At 34.9% G+C, this 26,355-nt stretch carries 20 protein-coding genes; 6 read left to right on the forward strand and 14 right to left on the reverse strand.

What is annotated here, in order from left to right; all coding sequences use genetic code 11:
* The first annotated feature begins 105 nt into the window (after nucleotides 1-105).
* Both A9CBEGH2_RS06100 and A9CBEGH2_RS06105 read left to right on the forward strand, forming a co-directional pair.
* Nucleotides 106-1,506: an ISL3 family transposase gene (locus tag A9CBEGH2_RS06100; protein ID WP_174766936.1), complete on the forward strand. Its 1,401-nt coding sequence runs from the start codon at nucleotides 106-108 to the stop codon at nucleotides 1,504-1,506.
* Nucleotides 1,496-1,654, forward strand: a complete 159-nt coding sequence (locus A9CBEGH2_RS06105; protein WP_157964912.1) for a hypothetical protein — start codon at nucleotides 1,496-1,498, stop codon at nucleotides 1,652-1,654. Before A9CBEGH2_RS06100 ends, A9CBEGH2_RS06105 begins: the two co-directional genes overlap by 11 nt.
* A gap of 137 nt (nucleotides 1,655-1,791) precedes the next feature.
* Here the strand turns inward: A9CBEGH2_RS06105 and A9CBEGH2_RS06110 are convergent, their stop codons facing one another.
* The 3 genes from A9CBEGH2_RS06110 to A9CBEGH2_RS06120 are packed head-to-tail and all read right to left on the reverse strand — an operon-like array spanning nucleotide 1,792 to nucleotide 5,633.
* Nucleotides 1,792-3,486, reverse strand: coding sequence for a proline--tRNA ligase (locus A9CBEGH2_RS06110; protein WP_115715351.1), 1,695 nt, complete (start codon nucleotides 3,484-3,486; stop codon nucleotides 1,792-1,794).
* A 16-nt stretch (nucleotides 3,487-3,502) separates the two neighbouring features.
* Nucleotides 3,503-4,729, reverse strand: a complete 1,227-nt coding sequence (locus A9CBEGH2_RS06115; RefSeq protein ID WP_115715352.1) for a peptidase U32 family protein — start codon at nucleotides 4,727-4,729, stop codon at nucleotides 3,503-3,505.
* A gap of 4 nt (nucleotides 4,730-4,733) precedes the next feature.
* Entirely contained in the window at nucleotides 4,734-5,633 is a 900-nt protein-coding gene (locus A9CBEGH2_RS06120; RefSeq protein WP_115715353.1) for a peptidase U32 family protein, read from the reverse strand.
* 164 nt (nucleotides 5,634-5,797) lie between these two features.
* Here A9CBEGH2_RS06120 and A9CBEGH2_RS06125 point away from each other — a divergent pair, with 164 nt between their 5' ends.
* Nucleotides 5,798-6,268 (forward strand): dihydrofolate reductase, encoded by a 471-nt coding sequence (locus A9CBEGH2_RS06125; RefSeq protein WP_118361591.1) that lies wholly within the window; start codon nucleotides 5,798-5,800, stop codon nucleotides 6,266-6,268.
* 121 nt (nucleotides 6,269-6,389) lie between these two features.
* Here A9CBEGH2_RS06125 and A9CBEGH2_RS06130 read toward each other — a convergent pair whose 3' ends face one another.
* From A9CBEGH2_RS06130 to A9CBEGH2_RS06155, 7 genes are all read right to left on the reverse strand, one after another.
* Nucleotides 6,390-7,133, reverse strand: a complete 744-nt coding sequence (locus A9CBEGH2_RS06130; protein WP_118277549.1) for an N-acetylmuramoyl-L-alanine amidase — start codon at nucleotides 7,131-7,133, stop codon at nucleotides 6,390-6,392.
* Nucleotides 7,134-7,219: 86 nt separating this feature from the next.
* Complete coding sequence (nifJ, locus tag A9CBEGH2_RS06135; RefSeq protein ID WP_118361593.1) at nucleotides 7,220-10,726, reverse strand: pyruvate:ferredoxin (flavodoxin) oxidoreductase; 3,507 nt, start codon at nucleotides 10,724-10,726, stop codon at nucleotides 7,220-7,222.
* Between the two features lie 177 nt (nucleotides 10,727-10,903).
* Complete coding sequence (locus tag A9CBEGH2_RS06140; protein WP_163104412.1) at nucleotides 10,904-16,423, reverse strand: MSCRAMM family protein; 5,520 nt, start codon at nucleotides 16,421-16,423, stop codon at nucleotides 10,904-10,906.
* A gap of 104 nt (nucleotides 16,424-16,527) precedes the next feature.
* On the reverse strand, nucleotides 16,528-16,662 hold the full coding sequence (locus tag A9CBEGH2_RS12575) for a hypothetical protein (RefSeq protein ID WP_269473683.1): 135 nt from the start codon (nucleotides 16,660-16,662) through the stop codon (nucleotides 16,528-16,530).
* A gap of 20 nt (nucleotides 16,663-16,682) precedes the next feature.
* Complete coding sequence (locus A9CBEGH2_RS06145; protein WP_118277546.1) at nucleotides 16,683-17,486, reverse strand: hypothetical protein; 804 nt, start codon at nucleotides 17,484-17,486, stop codon at nucleotides 16,683-16,685.
* Between the two features lie 286 nt (nucleotides 17,487-17,772).
* Nucleotides 17,773-18,228 (reverse strand): hypothetical protein, encoded by a 456-nt coding sequence (locus A9CBEGH2_RS06150; protein ID WP_232057322.1) that lies wholly within the window; start codon nucleotides 18,226-18,228, stop codon nucleotides 17,773-17,775.
* 689 nt (nucleotides 18,229-18,917) lie between these two features.
* Complete coding sequence (locus A9CBEGH2_RS06155) at nucleotides 18,918-19,166, reverse strand: hypothetical protein (RefSeq protein ID WP_118277545.1); 249 nt, start codon at nucleotides 19,164-19,166, stop codon at nucleotides 18,918-18,920.
* 399 nt (nucleotides 19,167-19,565) lie between these two features.
* Between A9CBEGH2_RS06155 and A9CBEGH2_RS06160 the strand changes: the two genes are divergently transcribed.
* The 3 genes from A9CBEGH2_RS06160 to A9CBEGH2_RS06170 are packed head-to-tail and all read left to right on the forward strand — an operon-like array spanning nucleotide 19,566 to nucleotide 20,602.
* Complete coding sequence (locus tag A9CBEGH2_RS06160) at nucleotides 19,566-19,769, forward strand: hypothetical protein (protein WP_115715361.1); 204 nt, start codon at nucleotides 19,566-19,568, stop codon at nucleotides 19,767-19,769.
* The gene (locus tag A9CBEGH2_RS06165; protein ID WP_118277672.1) at nucleotides 19,766-20,269 is read left to right on the forward strand and encodes a GNAT family N-acetyltransferase; all 504 of its coding nucleotides are present in this window, start codon (nucleotides 19,766-19,768) and stop codon (nucleotides 20,267-20,269) included. The genes A9CBEGH2_RS06160 and A9CBEGH2_RS06165 overlap by 4 nt, the downstream gene beginning before the upstream one ends.
* Before the next feature lie 18 nt (nucleotides 20,270-20,287).
* On the forward strand, nucleotides 20,288-20,602 hold the full coding sequence (locus A9CBEGH2_RS06170) for a TIGR04076 family protein (RefSeq protein WP_118277673.1): 315 nt from the start codon (nucleotides 20,288-20,290) through the stop codon (nucleotides 20,600-20,602).
* 31 nt (nucleotides 20,603-20,633) lie between these two features.
* Here the strand turns inward: A9CBEGH2_RS06170 and A9CBEGH2_RS06175 are convergent, their stop codons facing one another.
* The 4 genes from A9CBEGH2_RS06175 to A9CBEGH2_RS06190 all read right to left on the reverse strand — a co-directional run bounded on the left by A9CBEGH2_RS06175 (nucleotide 20,634) and on the right by A9CBEGH2_RS06190 (nucleotide 26,355).
* Nucleotides 20,634-22,352, reverse strand: coding sequence for a DEAD/DEAH box helicase (locus A9CBEGH2_RS06175; RefSeq protein ID WP_118361601.1), 1,719 nt, complete (start codon nucleotides 22,350-22,352; stop codon nucleotides 20,634-20,636).
* Nucleotides 22,353-22,625: 273 nt separating this feature from the next.
* Nucleotides 22,626-23,432 carry a Cof-type HAD-IIB family hydrolase gene (locus A9CBEGH2_RS06180; RefSeq protein WP_118277675.1) on the reverse strand — a complete coding sequence of 269 codons (807 nt, stop codon included), beginning with the start codon at nucleotides 23,430-23,432 and terminating at the stop codon, nucleotides 22,626-22,628.
* A gap of 69 nt (nucleotides 23,433-23,501) precedes the next feature.
* Entirely contained in the window at nucleotides 23,502-24,089 is a 588-nt protein-coding gene (locus tag A9CBEGH2_RS06185; protein ID WP_118277676.1) for a nucleotidyltransferase family protein, read from the reverse strand.
* A complete protein-coding gene (locus A9CBEGH2_RS06190; protein WP_163051684.1) occupies nucleotides 24,079-26,355 on the reverse strand; it encodes a xanthine dehydrogenase family protein molybdopterin-binding subunit in 2,277 nt (758 codons plus the stop codon). The genes A9CBEGH2_RS06185 and A9CBEGH2_RS06190 overlap by 11 nt, the downstream gene beginning before the upstream one ends.

Below are 26,355 nucleotides of genomic sequence, written 5' to 3' on the forward strand. Positions count from 1 at the left end.
CCTTCCATTTTGCCTTCATAATGACACTGTAATGATCATTATAGACTGGAGGTTGATGAAAACATCCATTGTATTTTCAGTTCTTGATGTTTTCTTTTGATTTTTATGAAAAACGATACTACTTCTGCGTCCATCAGTGACGACTATATCCTTCATCTCTTTCATCTCCAGAAAGAACAGATAGATTCTTTCCAGGTAAATCATCAGGATGATGGTGTTCATGTAAGGATCAAGCTTACCCCAAAGACTACTTCATGTCCTGTCTGCGGCTTTCCCACTTCCAAGGTAAAAAGCTATGTACATAAACGCATAACACATTCCATGCTGAATACGGAAGCCTGCTATATCGATTACCAGGCCAGACGCTATATCTGCCCTGCATGTAATAAGACTTTCTATGAGGACAATCCTTTTACTTTCAAGGGAATGAAGATCTCTTTATTGACCGTATATAATGTCCTTCGAGATCTGAAAAACCCTGCCGATACATTTAAAAGCGTTGCACAGAGAAATCATATATCCTCTACTTCTGCCATGTCCATCTTTGACAGGCATGTCCAGATATCCAGAAGAAAACTTCCTGAATATCTGAATATCGACGAAGTCTACAGTTTCAAATCTGAAAACAGTTCCTATGTATGTGTCCTTCTGGATTTCAACTCCCAAAATGTCATCGATCTTCTTCCAGGCAGGAAAAAGTCCGAACTCATCAATTACTTTTCTTTCATTCCCCGAGAAGAAAGATGTGCTGTAAAGGCCGTATCTATTGATTTATGGGAAACCTACAGGATCGTCGCAAAGATGATGTTCCCCAATGCCGCCATAGCTGCGGATAAATTCCATCTCATCCAGGAACTGAACAGAAGAGTAGACAAGGTGCGTCTGCGTACGATGAATCAGTTAAAGAACTATAAGCTCATGGATCTGAAAAATGCAGATGCAGCTTCGATAGAAAAAGCTGAAAGAATGCGTAAACAGTATTACCTTTATAAAAAATTCAACTGGCTTCTCTTCACAAACGATCCTGCATATACAGATCCAAATAGAGAAAAGAAATATAATAAAGTACTTCAGGGATACTATAACTATAACGATATCCTGCATTATATGTGTTTGTATAACCCTGAACTTGAAGAAGCCATGAATCTGAAAGACAGGATGATATATTTCTATAAGAACAGTGATCTTGATAATGCAAGAAAAGATATCAATGAACTGATCAGTGCTTTCAGGGATTGTAAAGTACCTGAAATATCATCCTTTGCGAATACGATGACCAGATGGAAGACTGAAATAATAAATTCTTTTATCGTCACGAATGAACATGGAAGAAAGATAAACAGCGGGATCATAGAAAACAGAAACAGGACGATCAAATGTATCAAGCACAATTCCAATGGATATACCAATTGGAAACGATTCCGAAACAGAGTGCTTTATGTACTGAATAAAGATACCACTTATCACTTATACCCTAAGGAAGGAGAAAATGAAAATGAACAATAAAATTTATTACCAACGTAAAGAAAGATGGCTCAAAAGAGAACTTTACATTAAAAAGCAGCGCCTTATGATGCTGGAGCTGGAAGTAGAAAATCTACGATTGAAACTTCTTTTGGAAAAAGAAAAAAACAAAAATATTCTTCCATTCTGATATTAAAAACGAGAGAGCTGATCAGCTCTCTCATCCTTTACATCTTGTTTTCAATAAACATCTTTGGGGTACTGATGCCCACAAGTTATTTTATTGTCCTTTGTTAGTTTTACCACACGTAATTTTACAAAGCCAATTTATTTTTGTAAAATTGTTTGTAGTTTTGTTACAACTTCATCAAGTTTCACATTTTCATTTTCGCTTGCCGTACGTGCACGGAATTCCACATTGCCTTCAGAAATACCTCTTCCTACTGTAATACGATATGGAATACCGATAAGTTCCATATCTTTGAATTTAACGCCGACACGTTCCTTACGATCATCTAATACTACATCAATACCAGCTTTTTTCATTTCTTCATATAAAGCATTTGCAACTTTCATTTGCTCTTCATCTTTGCTGTTAACAACAACCACAGCCACTTCAAATGGCGCAATAGATGCTGGCCAGATAATTCCTGCCTCATCATTATGCTGTTCTACAACTGCTGCCATCGCTCTTCCTAACCCAAAGCCATAACATCCCATTTCTACTGGATGAAGTTTATTATTTATATCCTGGTATTCCAAACCAAGTGCTTTCGCATATTTTGTACCTAATTTAAATGTATTTCCTACTTCAATTCCTTTATCAAACGTTAATTTCTTTCCACATACAGGACAAATATCTCCTTCCTGTACCTGGGCAATATCCGCAACAGTTTCTACAGTGAAATCTTTCAAATTTACATTTTTAATATGATGATCTGTTTTATTTGCTCCTACAATAAAGTTTTTCATATGACTTATTTCACGATCCATGATAACTGGGCACTCAATTCCAACAGGACCGGCAAACCCAACTTTTGCATGTGTAACACGTTCTACTTCCGCAAAATCTGCCAATTCAATTTCTGTTGCTTTTAACAGTTTCAATACTTTAGTTTCATTTAGTTCTCTATTTCCTCTTAAAAGAAAAGCATATGTTTTTCCATCTACACGATAAATCAATGTCTTAACAAAATCTTTAGCCTGTTTCCCAAAAAATGCCGCAACTTCTTCTATTGTTTTCGCATTTGGTGTTTCCACTGTTTCCATTTCTAATTCTGCTTCATCACTGTCTTTTAAAACATCGACTACTTCTGTAACTTCCAGATTGCTGGAGAAATCACAGCCTTCACATCCAACAACCACATCTTCTCCAATTGGTGTAATTGCCTGGAATTCTTCACTCAAACTTCCTCCCATGGCACCAGTATCAGCCTTAACAATTTTATAAGTTAGATTTAAACGATCCATGATGTTTTTATATGCATTAAACATTTTCATGTAAGATGTATGTAGTCCATCTTCATCTACATCAAAGGAATATGCATCTTTCATAATAAATTCACGTACACGAATCAAGCCATAGCGAGGTCGTGTTTCATCTCTGAATTTTGTTTGAATCTGGTATAGATTATATGGGAAATCCTTATAAGAACTTCCTTTCATAGTTGCCGCAATTGTAAATAGTTCTTCATGAGTAGGCCCCATAACATAACGTTTCTGATAACGATCTTTTAATGCGAACATATTTGCCCCAAATGCTTCTCTACGACCACTTTTTTCATATACTTCCTCTGGAATCAAAACAGGCATCAATAATTCCTGTGCACCTGTTGCATCCATTTCTTCACGTACAATATTTTCAATCTTTTGTAAAACTCTTTTCCCCATTGGCATGATCATATAGATACCAGCACTGCTTTTTTTGATCATTCCTGAACGCACAAGCAGATTTCCACTTGTACTATCTTCATCTTTTGCATTTTCACGAATTGTGTAAAAGAAACTATTACTTAATTTCATACTTTATCCTCTTTTCTTAATAAACTTCTCTTCGATCTTTTACCATGACTTTACGAATCATAGCATCTTTTTCCATTTTACAAGGCACTTTTGCCTTAATGATCTGCATTGGTGTTTTTGCGACTTCCATTACATTTCCATCCATATCATATAGATCATTAAACATAAAACGTGTCGTTGTGATGGAAGGTCCAAATACCTCTGCTTCTATATGTCCTTTAAAGTTATTTCTAACTTCTAATGTTGCTTCTTTCGTTTCTTCATTATAATCTAGTACATACGCAATGAATTCCTGTGTAACACCAGCTCCATTAATTCCAAAAAGCTGACCGCTATAACGCGGCTGTCCTTCAAAGAAACCAACTCCTGTCGGTCGATTTTCCGCCTTTGCAAGTTCATCATAATACCATTTCATGCGTTCAGGCGTTAATCTTCCTTTTTCATAAATTTCATCAATCAGCAAGCGATACGCTTTTACAAGTGTCGCAATATAGTAAGCACTTTTCATTCGTCCCTCTATTTTTAAACTTGCTACACCTGCTTCTATCAAGTCAGCTACATAATCTGCACCCATTAAATCCTTACTTGACATAGAAAATAAATGCATATCATCATTTAGCTGACGATCTTTTTCAAATAAGCGATATTTCCAGCGGCAGCTTTGTGCACATCCTCCTCGATTAGCATCTCTTCCCGTCATATTGTTACTTAAAACACAACGTCCTGAATAAGAAATGCACATTGCTCCATGAAGGAATACCTCCAAAGGAACATCACTATTTTTAGCACTTTGTTTAATTTCTTCCAAAGTAGCTTCTCTGGCAAGCACAACACGATCCATTCCTTTGCTTTTCCAGTAATTTGCCGCAGCTGAATTGGTAGAAGAGTGCTGTGTACTCACATGCACTTCCAGTTTTGGTGCATATTTTTTAGCACACATCATAATGGTTGGAGATGCCGCAATAATTGCAGTTACTCCCACTCTTTCAAGTTCCATCAAGTATTCTTTCAATCCATCCATATCTTCTTCATGCGGCAGCATATTTACCGTTACATGTACATGGGCATTATGTTCTTTCGCAAATTGTACACCTTTCGCAATATCTTCAATATCAAAATTGCTGGCACGGGAACGTAAAGAAAACTGTTTTCCTCCAAGATATACGGCATCCGCTCCATAAAGAATCGCTATTTTTAAACGCTCTAAGTCCCCTGCCGGAGCTAAAAGCTCAATTTTCTTCATGTTCTTAGCCCTCCTTCACTTTACTTGTTTTTGTATAGTAGAAACCATGTGTTACATGATCTTTTTCATATTTCTTTTTGTATGCTTCAAACACTTCTCTTCCTTTAACCTCATCCTGTAAAATAGACTTGTATAGTTTTAAAGCTTCAATAACATAATCTGCATCATGGAAAATACCATCAATGCGAAAATGACGAATTCCTGCATGCACCATATCTTTGATTTCATCAAAACTGGATAACGTAAATCCAGTAAATACATGTGTTCCTGTTTCATCTTCCACAATTGGCATATGCTCATCTCTATGCTCTTCCATAAGATACAGATCCATCTTATTTCTAATATCTTCTTCTTTTCCTAAAAAAGAAAAATAATTACTTAATAAATTACGCTTACTGTGCATCATATTTAAGCGACCATGGATAATGACTTCACACTCTCCCTGCACTTTTTTCGCAATAGCACAAATTTCATCCAAAGTGATTTCTTTAGAAATCGTAACCATAGAAATTCCTTCATCTAAATAATACTGTACATCACTATGATTTGTTATTAATGTATCTGGATTGTAAATCAAACGATTTTCTATACCTAGTGCTTTTGCCTCCTGATAAACGCCCTCATCACCATAATAAATACCATCTACATCCAAGTCTTTTAAACGTTGTAAATGTTCACGTAAAGCCTCTAATTCTTCTTCCACAAAGAAGCGATTTACCAGTACATACATACGTAATCCTAATTTATGACATTCTTTCTTTACTAAAGGAAGTTCTTCTACAGAAAAATCATGTACGTTTCTAACAGAAAAAAACGGAGTTCCAATCACCACACTCGTACTTCCTGCTTCTTTTAATTTCTTCAAGTCTTCTAAAGAAAACGGGGTTGTAATAAAATCTATCATAACTCTCCATCCTTTCTGCATAGCATACCTACTATAATATAAGAAGTTTCTATCTAAATGTCAATTCTTTTCCTCTTTCTTCCTTGTAAAAATAAATAAAAAAATTACATACTAGAAGATATGTAAAAAACATGATATGGTTATAACTGGAAAGCAGGGATAGTATGATTCGAATCATTGTCGCAACAGATGAAAATCTTCTTATAGGAAATCCAAATGGATATTATGGCATGCCTTGGCATAATGATGAAGATTTAAAGCATTTTAAAAAAACTACACTGCATAACACTATTTTAATGGGATCTAAAACTTTCCAAACAATTGGGAAAGCTTTATCGGAAAGAAAAACAATTGTAGTATCAAAGAAAGGTGTTTCTTATCCTGATGTAGAAGTTGTTTCTTCATTAGAAGAAATACTAGAATCTTTTAAACAATCAGGGAAAGATATCTATGTATGTGGAGGTGCATCTATTTATAAACAGGCACTTCCCTGGTGTGATGAAATTCTATTATCACGTATACCTGGTCATCATGAAGGAAACATTTATTTTCCAAAAGAGTTTCAATATTATTTTACATTAGTAAAAAGAATACCTTATGAAACCTTTACCTTAGAAATTTACCATCGCAATTAAATTTAAAACATTTCATTTATACCAAAAACAAAGAAACAAGATATCAAATAAGATATTTAGTTTCATTGTTTTTTATATTCTATTTCCCTGCATACCATTAAGTACTCTTTTATCATAAAAATCATTTTACATCATCTTGTAATACCCCCATATCCTTTAAGGTATTCTCTATTCCATCTGCGATTTCTTTCGCAAATTCAGTTTGTTTTTCTTCTACCAACAAATACTCACAATCTTCTTTACTTTCTAGAAAACCAGCCTCAATCAAGACTGCAGGAAGTTCATTATAATGAAGCACGTGCAAAGGAGAGGTTTGTTCATCTTTTATTCCTCGATCGGTAATATAAGGAAGTGTTACGACCTCCTGTTCTATGTTTTCTGCCAGTTTCTCTGTTTGTTCGTCACTAGTTTTCGCCCATATTTCAAATCCTTGCCCATCTTTTGTTTCTGTCGCATTTGTATGGATAGATATAAATAAAGAAGCTCCACTTGTATTTGATATATGTACACGTTCTTCCAAATCCTGTAATTCATCACTTGGCCAGTCTACATGATCACTATCTCTTGTATATGTAACTGGAATATCTCTTCTTTCCAATTCCTCCCCTACTTTTTTTGTAATTTCTAAAGTAATATTTTTTTCATACACTCCATTAAATTCACTTCCTACATCATAACCTCCATGCCCTGCATCTAAAACAACCAATGGTTTTTCTTCTATAAAATCTAAAATAATTTCTGAAACAGGATTTCTAGGAAGAATATATACAAAACATAATAATAACAATACGATAACAACCAATTCTAAACAAATGATTTTCAACAAATGTTGAATCCGATTATTACGTTTTCTTTTTTTTCTCATTCTTTGACACCTCTAGTGTAAGTATAGCAGAAACAAACGCAATTTCCTATAAAAAAAAGAGGACCGAAGTCCTCTTGATTCGCTTACTAGATATCTTCTTTAGCGATTGCCAATAAACGTCTGTGACGTTTCTGAGCATCTTTCTTAGTTTTTTCAAACATTTCGTAAGCTGTTTCACCTTTTAATTTAGGTAACTGAGCGAAACGAGTTTCTGTTAACATGAAGTCTAACATTTTATCGTAATCTGGTTCTTTAGAGTCAATAGTCAATGGCTGTTCTTTTCTTGGATCATAACGATATAGATCTACATATCCACATTCAACAGCTTTTGCCTGTGTTCTCTGGTGGTTAGCCAATCCACCTTTAATACCGTGTTCAGCACATGGTGAGTAAGCTAAGATCAAAGATGGTCCATCATAGCTTTCAGCTTCTTTCAATGCTTTCAATGTCTGTGCTTTGTTTGCACCCATAGAAATAGAAGCTACATATACATGTCCATAAGCCATAGCAATCTGTCCTAAATCTTTCTTAGCTGTTGTTTTACCACCAGCAGCGAATTTAGCGATAGATGCAGCCTGACTAGATTTAGAAGACTGTCCACCTGTATTAGAGTAAACTTCTGTGTCTAGTACTAATATATTTACGTTCAAGTCGTTAGCTAATACGTGGTCTAATCCACCGTAACCGATGTCATAAGCCCATCCGTCTCCACCAACGATCCAGATAGATTTGCTTACTAAGTCATCTTCAGCTAATTCTTTAACTGCTTCAACACTTGATTTAGCAGCTAATTCTTTAATTGTTGGAGCTACTTCTCTTTCAGCTTCACGATCTCCGTGAACTTCGATATATTTAGCAAATGCTTCTTTCAATTCTGGTTCAACAGTTTCCATGTTGTCTTCCATAATTTTTAGAATACGTGCTTCTTTGTAGTTCTGTGACAATGCCATACCATAACCGAATTCAGCATTATCTTCAAACAATGAGTTTGCCCAAGCAACACCTTCTCCGTTTTTGTCATTAACAAATGGAGTTGATGGAGTTGAAGAACAGTAGATCATTGAACATCCAGTAGCATTAGCAACTAACATGTCACGTCCGAATAACTGAGAAACAAGTTTGTAGTATGGAGTTTCCCCACATCCTGGACATGCTCCACTTACTTCAAAGTAAGGCATTAAGAACTGAGATCCCTTAACTGTATCTTTAGGGAAGAATTCAGTTTTGTAATCAATCTGTTTGAATAGGTAATCTGCAAGTGGTTCCTGATCAAGTTTTTCGTTGATATCAACCATTTCAAGAGCTTTGTTACCTGCTTTACCTGGACATTCAACAACGCATAGACCACAACCTACACAGTTTGCAGGAGTAACCTGAATACGATATTTCATGTTTTCTACACCTTTACCCATTGCAGGAACTGTTTTGAATTCCATAGGTGCATTTGCAACTTCTTCGTCAGTCAACAAGAATGGACGAATAGTAGCATGTGGACATACGAAACTACAGATTCCACACTGGATACAGTTTTCTGGGTGCCAAGTAGGTACCTGTACAGCAATTGTACGTTTTTCTTCAAATGCAACATTGTTACGGATAGATCCATCTAACAAGAAGTCTCCAGTAAATGCAGATACTGGCATATCATATCCTTCAAGACCATTGATAACTGCAACATGGTTATCGAAGTATTCATCACCAGTCAATTTACGAGTTGAATCAAATGGAAGTTCAGCCCAAGCTGGATCTACAGTTACTTCAACGATTCCATCTTTACCAGCATCGATTGCTTTGTAGTTAAGTTCTACAACAGCATCACCTTTCTTAGAATAAGATTTTTTAGCGAATGCTTTCATCAAATCTACAGACTGACTTAATGGCATGATCTGTTCGTTCAATGCGAAGAATGCAGACTGTAGAATTGTGTTTGTTCTACGTCCCATACCGATTTCCTGAGCAATCTTAGTTGCATTGATGATATAGAATTTAGCATGTTTTTTAGCTAACTGAGCTTTCATACGGTTAGGCATATGCTCAACGATTTCTTCTTTAGAGAATGTTGTGTTCAACAAGAATGTACCACCATCTTTGATGTTTCTTACCATGTCATATTTGAACATGTAAGCATCTAGTGAACAAGAAATGAAGTCCGCATTACTGATATAGTAAGTTGAACGGATTGGAGATTTTCCAAAACGCAAGTGAGAACGAGTTACCCCACCAGCTTTTTTAGAGTCATATGCAAAGTAAGCCTGTGCATACATATCTGTGTTATCACCAATGATTTTTACTGTTGATTTGTTTGCAGAAACAGTACCATCAGAACCTAATCCCCAGAACAGACAGCTTGTGTAGTCTGCAGGAACATGGAATGTTTCATCACAAGGCAAGCTTGTGTGAGTAACATCATCATTGATTCCAATTGTAAATCCGTTTTTCAATTCAGTTTCATTTAGGTGATCAAATACAGCTTTAATGTGGTAAGCCTGTGTATCTTTAGAACCTAAACCATAACGTCCACCGATGATTTCGATGTCTTTATCTTTTAATGCAGCAAGTACATCCAAGTACAATGGTTCACCGATAGAACCTGTTTCTTTTGTACGATCCAATACAGCAATTTTCTTAACTGTTTCTGGAAGCACAGCCAATAAGTATTTAACAGAGAATGGACGATACAAGTGAACTTTGATCATACCAACTTTTTCTCCGTTTGCAGTCAATGCATCGATTGTTTCTTTAGCAGCTTCTGTAACAGAACCCATAGCAACGATAACACGTTCTGCATCTTTTGCACCATAATATGTAAATGGAGCATATTCACGTCCTGTGATTTCACTGATTTTTTTCATGTATTCAGCAACAACATCAGGAACTGCATCATAATGTTTGTTTCTAGCTTCAACACCCTGGAAGAAAATGTCATCATTTTCAGCACCACCACGAGTAACTGGGTTTGTGTGTGGGTTCAAAGCATTTTTACGGAATTTAGCCAAAGCTTCTTTATCAATTAAGTCTTTGAACACTTCTGTATCCATAACTTCGATTTTCTGAATTTCGTGAGATGTACGGAATCCATCAAAGAAGTGAATAAATGGAACACTTGCTTTAATAGCTGACAGGTGAGCAACACCAGCCAAGTCCATAGCTTCCTGTACAGAATGAGAAGCTAACATACATACTCCACTCTGACGAACAGAGTAAACATCTTCGTGATCACCAAAGATGTTAAGTGCTCTTGTAGCTAATGCACGTGCAGCAACATGGATAACTCCTGGCAAACATTCCCCAACCATTTTGTAAATGTTAGGAATCATCAGCAATAACCCCTGAGATGCAGTGAATGTAGTAGCTAGAGTCCCAGCCTGAAGAGCACCATGAACTGCACCAGCAGCTCCTCCTTCAGATTGAAGTTCAGCGACTTTTACAACACTGTCAAAAATATTCTTGCGACCCTGTGTAGCCCACTGGTCAACAACTTCAGCCATTGGTGAAGATGGTGTAATAGGATAGATCGCAGATAATTCGGTAAATGCATAGGCACAATGTGCAGCAGCAGTATTACCGTCCATTGACATAAATTTCTTTGTCATTTAGTTTTTCCTCCTTGCTTAACCTTTACTTTAATATTATAAAACTAATTTTATTATTTTACTAGGGATTTTTTTAGAAATCCTCTGTATATCCTCATCATTTGCACATTTTTTCACAAATTATGTTTCATTTTTCTTAAACAAAAGAAAAACGGCGCTGTCAAAACGCCATTTCTCTTAAAATACAATATGAATGTCTTCGTGTTTTTTTTCAGATATGTCTGCTTTGTTAACAGCTATAATTTCATGCATTTTTTCATCCTGAACATCAATCACAGCTCTTCCATTTAGAATCTTTCCATCCATTATCCAGTACATAAAATCTTCTGAATTTTCATACAGTACATACCTTCCATAAGGCAGATTGTTCAATTCACTTGTAAAATTATTTTCATCATCCAATGTTACATCATGAGAATATCCTGCACTCTCATTTCTTACTTCTATGATATAACTGTTCATTTTATCCGGCTGATTTTGTCCTTCTACTTTTTTGCTTATACGCATGCTGCCATTTTGCACATTGTTTCGATAATTGATGATACCAATAATATTTGTTTTTCCTGGCTGTGCCTCAAAAACAGCCTGATCCTGTAACACATCGCTATTTACAAAATACTGTACACGATAAGAAGAACCTATTTCCTTGACCTGGTATGTTCCGCTTGGATATTGTGTAAGAGTTATGTGCCAGTTGTTATTAGCATTCAATTCATAACGTTCAAACACACCTTCTCCTCGCAGTTCAAAATAGAATACTTCATTTTGATTAGGGGCGATAAAATTCCCATTTTTCTCCAGCATATACTTAAAGATTTCCATGGTATTTAAATTTCCAGCACGTTCATTAATGATTTCTACGACCTGATTACGTTCTTTCAAATCAACACTGGCCTGGCTGCTTTCTGCCCCTCCATTAACACGATATGTTACTACAAAATCTTCCTTGCCCACTTCTTCGATTTGATAAACACCACTTGGCAAATCTCTTAATCGCGCTGTAAAACTATTTCCATTATTTAATTCTACCTGCCGTTTCACACTTTCTCCTGTAATATTTACCAAAAAGACATCTCCACTAACCGGTCGCATCAAATTTCCATTTCCCTGACGGATAAATTTTGTAATTTCCAAAACCGTAGCTGGTGCTTGAATAGAATTGATAATTTGAACCGTATGCACATTTTCCTGTACATCTATGATAGCTTGTGTACTTTCTGCGCTGGTATCTACAACATAGCTGACCTGATAATTATGTGCACTGATTTCTTTTACCTCATATCTTCCCGGTGCAAGCCCTGTGATATCCTGCTGCCAGTCATTATCCTCATTTAATTCATACTGCATTGAAAAATTATTGCCAGTTACCAAGATACGGAAAATCTCTGCATCTGATGGAGGAACAAGCTGTCCCTGCATATTACGCATAAATTTAGTAACTCTTAAAAATCCATAGGAGGCATCCCGATTTTCAATCACTTCTACAAGATTATGATTTCCATGAACTTCTAAAGTTCCATTTGTTTTCTCACTGCCTTTGTTTACGATATAGCTTAATGGTTCCAATGCATCTACACTGCTAATAACATATTCTCCATCTTCCAATCCATACACCATACATGTATACGAGTTATCTTTGCATAATGTAAAGATTTCATTATATCCAGGTTTTGATATGCGTATTTTACAATCCTGATTGGAAGGCTGCAATTGTTTCTGATTCCCTTTGCGCACATATTTTTCAATGCGTATACTTCCTTTGTTTTCTTTCTGTAAAACGATTTGCAAGGTATGATGATCACTTTTCATTTCGATATGAGAATCTTGTTTTTTATTTGTTCCATCCAATATATAGAATGCTTTGCCATTTTCCTGAAGTTCTAAATCATACATACCATCTTCTAAATGCTGCAAGCTTACATAGAAATGATTCTCTGGATTCAGCTCTATCATTTTATGCTGTATACCATGATGAAGTACTGCATGATATACCTGTTTTGGATATACCATATTTCCATCTTGCTGTTCCATCATACAGATTTCAAGTGAACTTTTGTGTTCCTCTAAATTTCTTCCAGTAACAATTTTTATATGATGGGTATCATTTTGTACATGGATTGTAACATTTCTTGTTTCTTCTTTTCCATCTACCATATAAGTGCACATCGTTCCACCAATTTCTTTTACTTCATAATTTCCATCCTTTAAATTCGTTACTTTCACTTTCCATCCATTTTCTTTATTTAACTCAAATATTTCATGATAATTTTCACCATCAATACCTACCTGATAACAATCATCAACAGAAGGCTGTCTATAACTTTCACAAGAATCCATTGCTTCTACACACTGTAAATATACTTCCCCTTTTACACCTTCTTCTTTATCCTCCGGCACAATTTCAACAAAAGTTTCTTTGTCTAATAAGAATCGAGCCTGCTGCATTTTAGAACCGTTTACGATATAAGATACAGGAATACCTTCCATTACCTCTAAAGAAATATCGCCTTCTTTTAAAAGTCCCAGCATCTTCATCCACTCATTATCTTCTTCCAGCATAAAGGTATGCGTTTTTCCTTTGTGCTGCATACGTACCTGACAGGATTCTTTGTTTTTAGAATGATATTGAACAGTCAAAGGAAATTCTGTTTTCTTTGTAACAATTACTTGAATATCAACTTCTTCTCTTCCTATTTCGATACATACTGCGTCATGGAAAATACCATCTGCTGTTTCAAAGCGAAGTTCTTCTTCATCGATACCTGTTAATGTGTAACTTCCACATTCCAAATCTTCTAAGCAAACACAACCCTGATTTTCTTTATTTAAGGAAATAGACCAGCGTTTTCCAGCTCTGCATAAAACAAGTCTGATTTCTTTTTCGATACTTTTTTGTATACTGTTTTCTTCTATCAAACCATGAAGACAAAGTTTCGCACCCATTCCTCTGGCATTTCGCAAGACTACATCTGCACAGTTTTGACATAAAGTAACACATGCCCGCTCACAAACTTCTCCATTTACTTCATAACACAAAAGCGTATCTTCCTGTTTCTGATATATTTCATAATATCCATCACACATACTATAAAGCTGTACACAGAAATGATTATATTTGTCCAAAACTACACTTTCACAAACACCTTCTCCTTCGATAACCACTTCATAACAGGAGTTTTGATTTGGCTCATAAACACAATTATCCTCTTCTTCATAAGCGCTAATTTCAATCATGTTCTCATTTCTTGCAAGTAAACAGATTTCCTTATCTTCTCCATCAAAGAAGAAACATCCATGATCTTGTTTCAAGCCATCCACAACAAATCCTTCAATTCCATCATCTACGCAGATTTCATACTCCTGCATGCATAAATCATGCAGACACACACAATAAGAATTCGATGCATCTAATACAATGTGCTGATGTGTATCACAGGAAGTAAGCTCCACTTCAAAACAGCCGCATAAATTCCAGTTTCCATTTGGACATATTTTTAAAAGAACTACACCATTTTCTTCTTCCTGCATGATATCAACATTTACATCTTCACATCCTAAATTGATGATTTTTTCTTCTCCTTCTTCATCACATCCATTTTTTCCATAACTTCTTATCTGATAACATCCCTGAAGCAAATCCGTAAAACATACACAGAAATCATTTTGTTTACATAAATATACCTTTTCATGCACTCCATTTCCAAACAATTCTACAGGATAGACATTTTCACAAAATGGCATATGTGCATTCCCATCCTGATTTCTCACATACTGGGTAAGAATTAACTTTCCTCCCTGCTCACGCATATCACTGCGTATTCCAATTTCTCTATCTCTTTCATCCATATATATACAAAGATCTTCATAGTACTCTTTATCATTGCATAGAAAAATTGCCTGAGCTGATTGTAATCGATATTCCCCCCAGTACAATCCAGAAACTTCAATACACCAGTTATTCTCTTCGCATAAGGTATAAGTTTCTTCAAAATCTTCTTTGCACAAAGATACTTCAAAACTATTTTCTTTCTTTTTACACTCCTCATAAGCATAAATTTTCAAATTTCCCGCTTGTCTTTTACAAGTGCTCATAATACATACTTCCTGCATCCGATCATCAATATATATTCTGGCGTTTTTTTCTCTTCTTCCATTTACCAGATAACAGATACAAGAGTCACTATCTCCTTGTTCAACAAGTTCATAAGTTCCATAGGGAAGATCATCAAAACAAACACACCAGTTATTTCCCTCGTTTAATTCTATATCATAGCTATGAAAACAAGAGGATAGTATCACATGGAAAATCTCTTCCCTGCAAGGTTTACATACATGTTCATTTTCTTCATATGCCTCTATTCGAAGTTTCCCTTTCTCTTTATAAGCAGTAATAATTTGTACCAGATAACAATGTTCATTTTCTACCTGCACCTGTGCACAAGAGGTTTCTTCTCCATCCACAAGATAACAAATATCTTCATTTGAAAGTTCCTTTACACGGTAACATCCCTCATTCAAATCATGAAGCACGATACAAAAATCATTTTCGCCATCCAATACGAATTGTTCACAAAAATCATTACCTTCCACTTCTATCGTAAAGCTCTCATCATCGCAGGGTTTCCATAATTCTCCATCTTTTTGAATTGCTTTTTCTATACGTAAAATACCGCACTGAACAGTTGGAAGTTCACATTCCTGTACGATCTCAATACAAGCATGTTCCGCTTTTTCAAGACAGATGCAGGCACGATCTTCCTGTATTACTCCATTCACACAATAATACGTATCCAATCCATCTCTGTCTACCAGATAGATGTCATAACAATCCGGACATAAATGGGAAAGTGTTTGTGAAAATCCATTCTCACAATTCAGTTCTATTATTTCATCATAATACAGTGATACAATTCGTACATACCATACTTCTTCTCTATCCATTTCCAGACATTTCCCCTGTGGGGTTTTTCGTGTTAATGATAACTGCAGTTCTGCATCTTTTCTTTCCCGATAAAACATATCCAATCGTGTATCTTCATCATCCAAAACCAGACAGTCTTTTTCCTGTCCATTAACTAAAAACCAGCTATCATATCCCTGCTGCTGTGTTTCCACATAATATTTTCCTCTTGGTATTTGTATGCATTCTTCAAATGCATTTTCTTTCTTTAAAGTTATATCCCATTTTTGATCTGTATCATCTTGTATACACACATTGTATTCATCATTACAGTCATCTTCATACTCTTCATTTTCAAAAGACAGCCTGTGCTTTCTTATATGAAGCGTCGTTTTCTCTGCATTATAATGTTCCAAACGTACATACACCTCTTTTTCACTTTCTTCATTTTTTATATCCACACTATCTTCAATAATTTCTTTCTGGTTTACTATCCATTTTCGCTTATAACCCTCAACTGGATTTCCATATTCATCACATTCACTTATATGACATCCACAACCTGAAGCATGTTTTACACAAATACTTCCTGTTTTTTTCTGAGGATTCATAAGAATCTGTGCAATACAAATCTCTCCATCCTCATATTCTATTTTTATAAAATAATGATCCAGGCATGGTTTTTCATCCATATCTTCTACTTCTACATGCAGCTCCATTTCTTTACTGGAATCTATGGTTTCTAGAAAGCTGACATGCGTAAATGCCGCAAACACTTCCTTCAGTTTCATTCGCATATTATTCCTCCTCCTATAAGCAATTCGCCCTTATTCACTCTAGTATATGAGCCTAGTTTAAAATTGTTCATAAAAGTATAAAAAAAGACAGCAAATCGCTGTCATTAATTTAAAAGGGGCTGTACTTGAATCGTCAAAAAATTTTCTCCTTCTACTTTATGAATATGAAGCTCAACTGCTTTACAGGACTCTTCCCACTGCAAGGAAACTGCAACTGAAATTTCATATTCTATCTGCATAAACATCACCCTTTACAATATTATACGTTTACATCTCCATCATGAATACATGCCATAAACATGTAGTAGAAACATAAAGCTCCACATATAAGAATTCCATATACAAAGGAAAAAATCACTGCCATCAATACATTCATATTTCCTCCAATTTCCGTTATATATGTACATGCAATCATAAACGGATTCATGGTCATGATATCGATTACGGCTGAAAATGGATAAAACGTATACCCTATCCCAAAAAAAGCACTGGTTAAACTGTAATATAAAGCCACAATTACAACAAGCAGTAAAATACTATAAAAAACAGAACGATAATGAGTAAAAATCGTTTGAAAACTTGATTTAATTACAGAAAAAGGATTTCTTTTACCATCATATATATGAAAAGCTCCAAATATCTGTACTGGAATATAAAACATCAAAAACAACATTAATATTACATTTACGATCATATTAGCCTGCTGCATATCTTTTTCAATCAAATACAATGATAAAAAACTTCCACCTGCCATCAAAACAAAATAAATACTTTGTACCAAAACCAAAGGAAGTAGAAATGTTCGAAACTTCACTTTCCGTATGTCTTCTCTTTTGGTTTTTAAAAAATTCATTAGAATCATCATATAGACAACACCAGAAAAGACTACGATCAAATACAATGCCATGTAATACAAAACGGAATTATTCATCATAAACAATATACGCATTACCAACGTATAAAAGGAAGAATACAAAAGACTCGATACAACCAAAACAAGAAGTGCCGATTTCCACTCTTTTGACAAATTTGTAAAATCCAAAAAATCTTTAATCGTTTTCATAAATCCCCTGCTTTCTTTCATCATTATAACGTATGTAAATTTCTTTGCAAATACCTGTAGTTAAAAAAACAGCATTAAATATGCTGTTCAGACCGTTGACAAAGTCGCTCTTTGAGCAGACTTTGTCATTCGGTCTTTTTTTTATCCCCACTTTTGTATAAAAAACAGGTGATTTTAAGCTATCATTTACCAAAAATCACCTAATAAAAGGAATCTTTCTACCACTTTTTTAATTGGTTTTATATATTTTCGAAATATATATAGTTTGTCAACAACCTGAACAGCATTAAATATGCTGTTCATGAAGCTCCTTTTTTGTTTTCTCATCATCAACAAACTGAGAAAACCAACGCTTTATCTTCTTCTTTCCAAGACACTTTAAATCTACATGTTCCCTATTTTTTAAAACAATATGCAATTCATCGAGATCATTTCGACTCTCGCTAATATTCCATTTTAATATATCATTCCAAAACAAAAGAAAACACTCTTCATTTCCATTATTTAAATAAAAAACGGCATATTGATCATAAAATTCTATTAGCACAACATTTTTTACAAACAGCAGATAATAAAGAAATAAAATTACCAATACGATTCCAAAAAGGTAAAAGCGAGTAAACAGTAAAAAAAATCCCAAAACAATGCATATACATATGATCATATATGGCTTTGTTCCGATAGAATCTAATTTTTTTCCATCTTTAGGAAGATTTCGTGTTTTTAAAATTTTACTTTTCACATTCACTCTTACACCTTCTTGTCTAAGAATATTATATATGATTCTTTCCTAATATCAACCGTATCACATAATTCCACTTATTTATGATACAATTTCATGCAATGAAAAAATGTATATTTTTTATTGATTATATAGACGAAAACCGTATTATAACTTTATGCAAGTGTCTATTGAATCAAGGAAAAAGCCTGTATTATCAACAGTTTCCCCCATTTTTGCTTGTATCATCTCATATTGCCATATAAGTTGGTTTTGTTAAATTGGGCATCATTTTAGCATCACAAATAAGCCAATACACAGAAGCATAGGGCGATGTTAACACACCTACAAAGGAAATTTAGAACAACCTTGTTTTACACTTTTGTGTTACGCATTAGAGTTTTAATAATCTTTATAGGAAAGATATTACAAGCACTAAAGCTGATAAGGTAATGTTTTTATATCTTTTCCCAAAAAACGCTCTTTAACTGCGTAACATTTCAAAATAAGTTGCTACCTGTTCGGATTATCCATTTCTTTCCACTCCCTTGTGAAAAGTTCTGTAGCAAGCACAGGAAAGGGGTACCCTTTCCGTAAAAATCACTCGTTTCCGTCTGCGATAGAAAGGGAGATTTTTGATTATTGGGAATATCCCAAACCCTTGCGTAAACTGGGATTTACCTATCTGCTCAATTCGGCGAAAATGAGAGTTATAGCACTAATTGAGAAGAAGCAGATTCTTCATTCTCACATTCTTCATAATCAATATTTTTTACATTTCTTTGAGTGGCATATTGAACAATTCTCTCTTGAATTATTTCATATACAATTATTTTTCCACATTCAGGACATATTTTTGCTGGTACATTAGTGGCATGATATGTTATACCGTTATAAACTACATCTGTTTCTGTTGTAGTACTTTTTAACCATTTTTTACATTTTGAACATCTAAACATAAACGTTTTTCTCCTTTAACTTCCAATTTGTTAATTTGTCTACTCAGATTATAACACTCATATATGAATTTCTCTATTCTATTCCTATTTGAACGTAGGGTTTTTCCTTATATTTGTCCGCATCATTTTATATCTCCATAGGAAATTCGAGCACCATTTGGGCACCAAAAAGCAAATAACATTGTTATTTCAAGTTACTAGATCTCTGAAAGGGTCAGTATTTTCAATGGTTTTCAGGATGTAGTGCTTTTTAACAGTTCAAAAATAAATACTATTTTTTATAAAAGAGAGAAAGAAATCTAAATATATAACGATCGTGCAAACATTGTTCCATCACTTAATAGCTATGAAAGATAAAAACATGTTATAATCTAATAAATGATATAAAAGGAGTAAGCTATGGATTTTTCAAAAGAAGAACTGATAGAAGCAAAACGACAGATACATTCAATTTTACACAAATTGAATGCATCCATTATTACATTAGAAAATAAAGAAAATGCACATCGGTATAAATCACAGATAACCCTGGCAAAACGAAGAGTACAGGCAATGGAAATTGCGGAAGTACTCATTACAAAAGAAATGGAGGAGAATTTATGAACATCGTATTAAAACCATGGACAAGAAAGGACAAAGACATTTTAAAAGATTTATGCAATCACATTGACAGAAGTCATCTTTCTGATCGAATTCCTTCCCCTTATACAGAACAAGATGCGATATGGTGGCTGACTATGGTGGAAGAACACGAAGGAAAAGATGGAATTTTCCGCGCAATTGAGGTGGATGGAAAGATTGTCGGAAACATATCTGTAGAACAAGATAGCGATGTATATAAAAAAGATGCAGCAATTGGCTATTTCTTATCTAGCGATTTATGGGGAAAAGGTATCATGAGCGAGGCTGTCAATGAAATCTGTAAAATTGCTTTTCAAAAACTGGACATTCTGCGTATCAGCGGGCTTGTGTATTCTAAAAACATCGCCTCTCAAAAAGTATTAGAAAAAAATAATTTTGTACTTGAAGGCGTAAAGAAATGTGCTGTATTTAAAAACGGACAGATTGATGACTTATGCATATATGGGAAATTAAAAAACTAATGTATCTTGGAGAATAATATGAAAAAATGCAAAATTACCGTTATGAGAATGGTTTGTCACAAAGACTTGATGGAAAAATATGAAAATCCAATAGAACATGCCTGTGAAATGAAAGTAGGCCAGATTTTTATTACGAATGGATGGGAAAAACCAGAAGGAATGTGCGAAAGTGCATGGAATAGCCTATCTCCTTTTGTCATGACATTATCGCATGGGGGAGAAAACCTTTATAACGGATGGATGAAAAATCCAAAATCTGCCATGATTTCCTGTAACGATGGTTTTCGACCTGTCAGTTTTTTGATTGAAGCTTTAGATGAAGAAGCGCAATAGCTTATTGCGAATTTGATAGATAAAAAAGGTTCTAGCGACGAGAACCTTTTTTATCTTTTTTTCTATTTTTACGAATACTTTCATCTGCTTTTCTGCGAGAGTGATTTCTTGTATTCTTTTTATCTTCATTCGATTTCTTATCTTCTTTGCGACGATTTCTTTTTCGTTTTGGAGCACTGTCAATTTCTACCATAACTTCCTGTTTACGAATACGACTTCTTTGCATGCTTGTTAAAACAAGATCTACTTTTTCAGCCGCGATATCTACCAAAGAGAATTCTTTTCGTACATCAATATGTCCAATTGCTTTCGAACTAATACCACTTTCTTCACTAATTGCCGCAACAATATTTCCCGGTTTAATTCCATGTGCTCTTCCCACATTGAATTTTAAAGTAATGGCATCAAATTCAGAAGCATAATTTTTTACTTTTTCTTCTTCCTCAATATCGATTACTTCATTTTTGTATGTCATGGAAATAAGTGCAGAAATAATATTTTCTAACGCAATACCATCTGCCATCAATTCATTTGCAATTTCCATACTTTCTTCTGTTACACCTTCATCACATGCTTCTTTTACTTTCGCAAGGAAGGCATTGCGATTTGCCTCCATCATCTGTGCAGAAGTAGGTAAAGCATGACGAACGATATTCGTTTTTGTATAGTGAATAATATCACGCAATGCTTTTCGCTGTTTATTTCCACTAATTAGTGTAATCGCAACCCCTTTTCTTCCCGCACGTCCAGTACGCCCAACACGATGAATATAATATTCATTATCCTGAGGAATATCATAGTTGATAACCAAATCAATATCATCCACATCAATACCACGTGCTGCTACATCTGTCGCAATCAAAATTGGGAAGTTCCCGCTTCTAAACTGTTCCATTACACGACTTCTAAATTCCTGTTTCATATCTCCATGCAAAGAAATAGATTTAATTCCATGATTATTTAACTCATCATTTAATTCATCTACCATTTTCTTTGTATTACAGAAAATCATACAAAGCTCAGGATCATAATGATTTAAAAGTACACGCAGAGCATTTGTTTTCTTGCCACGCGGTGCTTCATAATACACCTGTTCTACCGTATCAATGGTTCTTTGTGCACTCTTAATTTCTACACGTATAGGATCTTTTTGAAACTGTTCTGTTATTTTTAAGATATCCTGTGGCCATGTAGCAGAAAATAAAATCGTTTGATGTTCTTTGTCTTCTGGCATCATGGAAAGAATTTCTTCAATGTCTTCTTTAAATCCCATGTTTAACATTTCATCTGCTTCATCTAGGATAACCATATTTGTATCTACCAGTTTTAATGTACGGCGATTTAAATGATCCATGATTCTTCCTGGAGTACCTACAACGATACCACAACCTCTTTTCAGCAACTGAATCTGACGTTCAATTGGCTGTCCTCCATAAATAGGAACGATTTTAATTCCTTCTTTATATTTGGAAAACTTTCTTAATTCTGTAGCGACCTGTGTTACCAGCTCTCTTGTTGGACAAATAATCAAAGCATTTGGATACTTGCATCCCGGATTTACCATTTCAATGGCTGGGATACCAAATGCGGCTGTTTTACCTGTTCCTGTATTTGAACGACCTAGCACATCTTTTCCTTCCAAGATACATGGAATGGCACGTGCCTGTATGTCGGTAGCATTTTCATATCCCATCTCTTCAACAGCTCTTTTTACTTCGCTGCTAATGTTCAATTCATTAAATGTTGTCATTGTTACCTCATTTCTGTTATCAGAAGATAACTTTGATAGTGTAACACACCTGCTTTGGTGCGTCAAATAATTTTCAAACAATCTTGCAAAGACCGTAAGCTTATATATTCTTATTATTAATTTTGATTACGATTTTATCCTTTATATGGAATAAAAAATAAGATTAAATTCCTATGCATCAAACATAAGAAACATTTGTACCTATGCATACTATACTATCCAAAACTTAAAAAAGGATGAAATCCTTGAAATTTAACATGTGATTTCTCCTTTTTATAATATATGTGTATTTAAATAAACGGCAACCCCATCTTCTTCATTTGTTAACGTATACGCATTTGCGACCTCTTTCGCATCTTGTGTACCATTGCTCATCCAGACACCAACACCAGCATCTTTAAGCATTTCTACATCATTGCTTGTATCTCCAAAAGCCAAAACTTCTTTCATGGAAAATCCTTTTCTTTCACACAACTGTTTTAATCCATAACTTTTATTCACTCTGGGATCTACAAATTCAAAAAGATTAGGAGCACTTTTAAAACATGTGCAACTATCACTCTGATATTCTTGTCCGTGTTTTTCTACGATTGACATATCTTCTGGATCACATTCAACAATAAGCTTAGTAAATGGACGGCTGCATAAAGCAAACATATCTGTTTGAACTTCTATTTCACCAAATACTTCAGCTGCTTTTTTCGTTTCATCGTCACTATAATTTACATAGCGAATGTTTTTATCAAACAAGTAAAATCGAACATTCATATTTTCATAGTGCTTCATTATATTTTTAATCACGTCCGCAGGCAACTGATAAAAACTTTCTTTATCCTTCGTATGACAATCAAAAATCTCTGCACCATTCATCGCAAGAACATAGTCACAATGTTCTTCAATTCCCCATTCTTTCATAAGTTCTAAGACAGGTTCTAAAGGTCTGCCACTTGCTATTGCAAACTGCATCCCTTTTTGTCTGCAAGATGCAATTGCCTGTTTATTCGCAGCACTAACTTTTTTATCTTCATTTAAAAAAGTTCCATCTAAATCCGTTACAATCAACTTTATTTCTTGTTTCATTATGCAACCTCCTCATTGACATCTATATATACTATTATACATAAATGTATCAGAAAAGAATTAAAAAATCTAACATTTATCTTTATTTAAACCTTCCATCATAAATTGCTGCAGTTCTTTTTTGGTATCAAAATCGAACACCTCATCTTTTTCACATGGCACACAAATTACATTCTCTTTATGTACATAAGCAATTTTTTTTGCACCTTTATCTCCCTGCAGCTGTAATAATTCCTCATAGTACCTTTTTGGAAACAACATCGGATTTTGAAAGTTATCATGATTTCCAACACAAACAATATGTTTTTCATCTGCTTTTTCTAATATGTTTTGTAACGTAGTTTCCTTTAATAATGGCTGATCTGCTACCATAAATAGAATTCCATCATCTTCTTTACAAGAATTCACAGCTAAAACAATGGAATGAGAAATACCTTTTTCTGGATGCTTATTATGAATGATCTCATATCCATAAGATAAAGCTAGCTTTTCAACCTGTTCATGCTGTGCAACGACATATCTTTTTGATACAGGTAATTGTTTTCCCTTTTGCAGTGCTATTTCCAGCATACATGTAGTATTGATTTTATAAAGCAGTTTATGTTCAGGAAAGCGGCTGGAATTTCCAGCCGCTAAAATTACCAAACTATTCTTCATCTTTTTTCATCAATACTTTTTCTGCTGTAATTGGAAGTGTTCTTACATAGACTCCACTTGCATGTGCAACAGCAGAAGCCAGTGCAGGAGATGGTGTATTAATAACAACTTCTCCAATGGATTTTGCCCCAAATGGCCCACTGTTTTCATAACTGCTTTCAAAATCTACACGGATTTTCCCTACATCCATTCTTGTTGGAATTTTATATTGAAGGAAAGAATTGTTACGCATTTTCCCTTTAGAAGAATATGTAACATCTTCATAAAGTGCCATACCAATCCCCTGCGCAATACCACCTTCTGTTTGTACACGTGCTAAATTGGTATTGATAACAGTTCCACAATCTACTACCGCAACATAATCTACAATAGAAATTTCTCCTGTTAATTTATCTACATCAACTTCCGCAATACCTGCCATAAATGGTGGTGGAGATGTTGGAGATACATGAGAAGCCTCCCCAATCAAAGCCTTTCCTTTTCCCCCTTCAAAACATTTGTTCGCAAAATCTTTCAAAGAAATTTCTTTACCTTCTTCAACAGCCATGATACGCTGTCCATCAAAAGTAATATATTCTTCTTTCGTATCCAATAATACAGAAGCTTCTTTTATCAATTTTTGTTTTAGTTCATCACAGGCTTTTACAACTGCCATACCGGTTACATAAGTAGAAGCAGATGCATAAGATCCTGTATCATAAGGAGAAGAGTCTGTGTCAACAGGCTGTGTAATGATCTGATCTACGTCACATTCCAGACATTCTGCAGCCATCTGTGCCAAAATCGTATCGCATCCCGTTCCCATATCGGTTGCCCCAATTGCAAGGGTATAGAAGCCATCATCCATGAGTTTAATAATAACAGATGCAATATCTACATTCGCAATCCCACTTCCCTGCATAGAAAGTGCAACCCCTAAAGAACGTACCTTATCTCCCATATCTTTACGCAATGGTTTATTTTTCCAGTCAATCATTTCCATCGCTCTTTTTAAACAGCGATCAAGTGCACAGCTTTGTAAATATTCATTATAATACTGCGACATGACTTCTTTTTCCTGTACCATGTTTTTCAAACGCAATTCACAAGGATCCATATGAAGTTCATCCGCAAGCTCATTTACAATGCTTTCCACCGCAAATTGTCCCTGTGTTGCCCCATACCCGCGATAAGCACCTGCCTGCATCGTATTGGTATAAACAACATCATAGGTAAATCGACTTGCTTTTACATGATTATATATAGGCAAAGATTTATGACCGGATAAACCTACTGTAGTAGATCCATGTTCTCCATAGGCTCCGGTATTAGACAACGTATGCAAATCGATTGCCAGAATTTCCCCATCTTTTTTCGCACCAATTTTTACATGCATTTTCATTTCATGGCGAGAATTGCTTGCCATAAACGTTTCTTCTCGTGTATAAACGATTTTACTTGGTTTTTTTAATTTCCATGTTACAAATGCCGCAAAGATTTCACAGCATCCTGTCTGTTTTGCCCCAAAGCCTCCACCAATTCTTGGTTTTGCTACTCGGATAGAAGACTTTGGAATTTCCAAAGCATTAGACACCATACGGCGTACGTGGAAAGGAACCTGAGTGGAACTGACAACATTTAAACGATCATAAGTATCAATATAGGCATAAGAGCGGAAAGTTTCCATCATTGCCTGTGCATTTGCTTTTGTATGATAATCTCTTTCCAGGATAACATCACATTCTTTAAACACTTCATCTACATCGCCAACAACACTTTCACCTTTGGAACAAATATTACGCATACGTTCATTTCCAATATCACAAAGCGTTTTATAATCATCTTCTTCATGCACAATAACTGGATGATCAATTGCTTTTGTAAAGTCTAGCAGTGCAGGTAAAACTTCATATGTTACCTTAATCAGTTTCATTGCTTTTTCTGCACATACTTCATCTACACCAACAATGATGGCAACCTCATCTCCTACATAACGTACAATTTCATCTAAAATCTTACGATCATAAGGAGAAGGTTCTGGATACGTTTGTCCAGCTAATGTAAAACGACTTCCAGGTACATCCTTATATGTATAAATTTCAACAATTCCAGGAATACGTTTTGCGGCTGTTGTATCAATATCTAAAATACGTGCATGTGCATGAGGAGAGCGTAAAAGCTTTATGACTAAACAGTCTTTTAATGCTAAATCATCACAATATACCGGTTTTCCACTTAACAATGCATAAGCATCTTTTTTTACAACTGGCTGATTTACATATTTCAT

Origin of the sequence: Amedibacterium intestinale, assembly GCF_010537335.1 — a bacterium.
In the GTDB taxonomy this organism is placed as follows: domain Bacteria; phylum Bacillota_I; class Bacilli_A; order Erysipelotrichales; family Erysipelotrichaceae; genus Amedibacterium; species Amedibacterium intestinale.

Bases quoted from the DNA above. Each gene is read 5' to 3' on its own strand.
- A9CBEGH2_RS06100 (WP_174766936.1), top strand. From the start codon at position 106: ATGAAAAACGATACTACTTCTGCGTCCATCAGTGACGACTATATCCTT.
- A9CBEGH2_RS06105 (WP_157964912.1), top strand. From the start codon at position 1,496: ATGAACAATAAAATTTATTACCAACGTAAAGAAAGATGGCTCAAAAGA.
- A9CBEGH2_RS06110 (WP_115715351.1), bottom strand. From the start codon at position 3,486: ATGAAATTAAGTAATAGTTTCTTTTACACAATTCGTGAAAATGCAAAA.
- A9CBEGH2_RS06115 (WP_115715352.1), bottom strand. From the start codon at position 4,729: ATGAAGAAAATTGAGCTTTTAGCTCCGGCAGGGGACTTAGAGCGTTTA.
- A9CBEGH2_RS06120 (WP_115715353.1), bottom strand. From the start codon at position 5,633: ATGATAGATTTTATTACAACCCCGTTTTCTTTAGAAGACTTGAAGAAA.
- A9CBEGH2_RS06125 (WP_118361591.1), top strand. From the start codon at position 5,798: ATGATTCGAATCATTGTCGCAACAGATGAAAATCTTCTTATAGGAAAT.
- A9CBEGH2_RS06130 (WP_118277549.1), bottom strand. From the start codon at position 7,133: ATGAGAAAAAAAAGAAAACGTAATAATCGGATTCAACATTTGTTGAAA.
- nifJ (WP_118361593.1), bottom strand. From the start codon at position 10,726: ATGACAAAGAAATTTATGTCAATGGACGGTAATACTGCTGCTGCACAT.
- A9CBEGH2_RS06140 (WP_163104412.1), bottom strand. From the start codon at position 16,423: ATGCGAATGAAACTGAAGGAAGTGTTTGCGGCATTTACGCATGTCAGC.
- A9CBEGH2_RS12575 (WP_269473683.1), bottom strand. From the start codon at position 16,662: ATGCAGATAGAATATGAAATTTCAGTTGCAGTTTCCTTGCAGTGGGAA.
- A9CBEGH2_RS06145 (WP_118277546.1), bottom strand. From the start codon at position 17,486: ATGAAAACGATTAAAGATTTTTTGGATTTTACAAATTTGTCAAAAGAG.
- A9CBEGH2_RS06155 (WP_118277545.1), bottom strand. From the start codon at position 19,166: ATGTTTAGATGTTCAAAATGTAAAAAATGGTTAAAAAGTACTACAACA.
- A9CBEGH2_RS06160 (WP_115715361.1), top strand. From the start codon at position 19,566: ATGGATTTTTCAAAAGAAGAACTGATAGAAGCAAAACGACAGATACAT.
- A9CBEGH2_RS06165 (WP_118277672.1), top strand. From the start codon at position 19,766: ATGAACATCGTATTAAAACCATGGACAAGAAAGGACAAAGACATTTTA.
- A9CBEGH2_RS06170 (WP_118277673.1), top strand. From the start codon at position 20,288: ATGAAAAAATGCAAAATTACCGTTATGAGAATGGTTTGTCACAAAGAC.
- A9CBEGH2_RS06175 (WP_118361601.1), bottom strand. From the start codon at position 22,352: ATGACAACATTTAATGAATTGAACATTAGCAGCGAAGTAAAAAGAGCT.
- A9CBEGH2_RS06180 (WP_118277675.1), bottom strand. From the start codon at position 23,432: ATGAAACAAGAAATAAAGTTGATTGTAACGGATTTAGATGGAACTTTT.
- A9CBEGH2_RS06185 (WP_118277676.1), bottom strand. From the start codon at position 24,089: ATGAAGAATAGTTTGGTAATTTTAGCGGCTGGAAATTCCAGCCGCTTT.
- A9CBEGH2_RS06190 (WP_163051684.1), bottom strand. From the start codon at position 26,355: ATGAAATATGTAAATCAGCCAGTTGTAAAAAAAGATGCTTATGCATTG.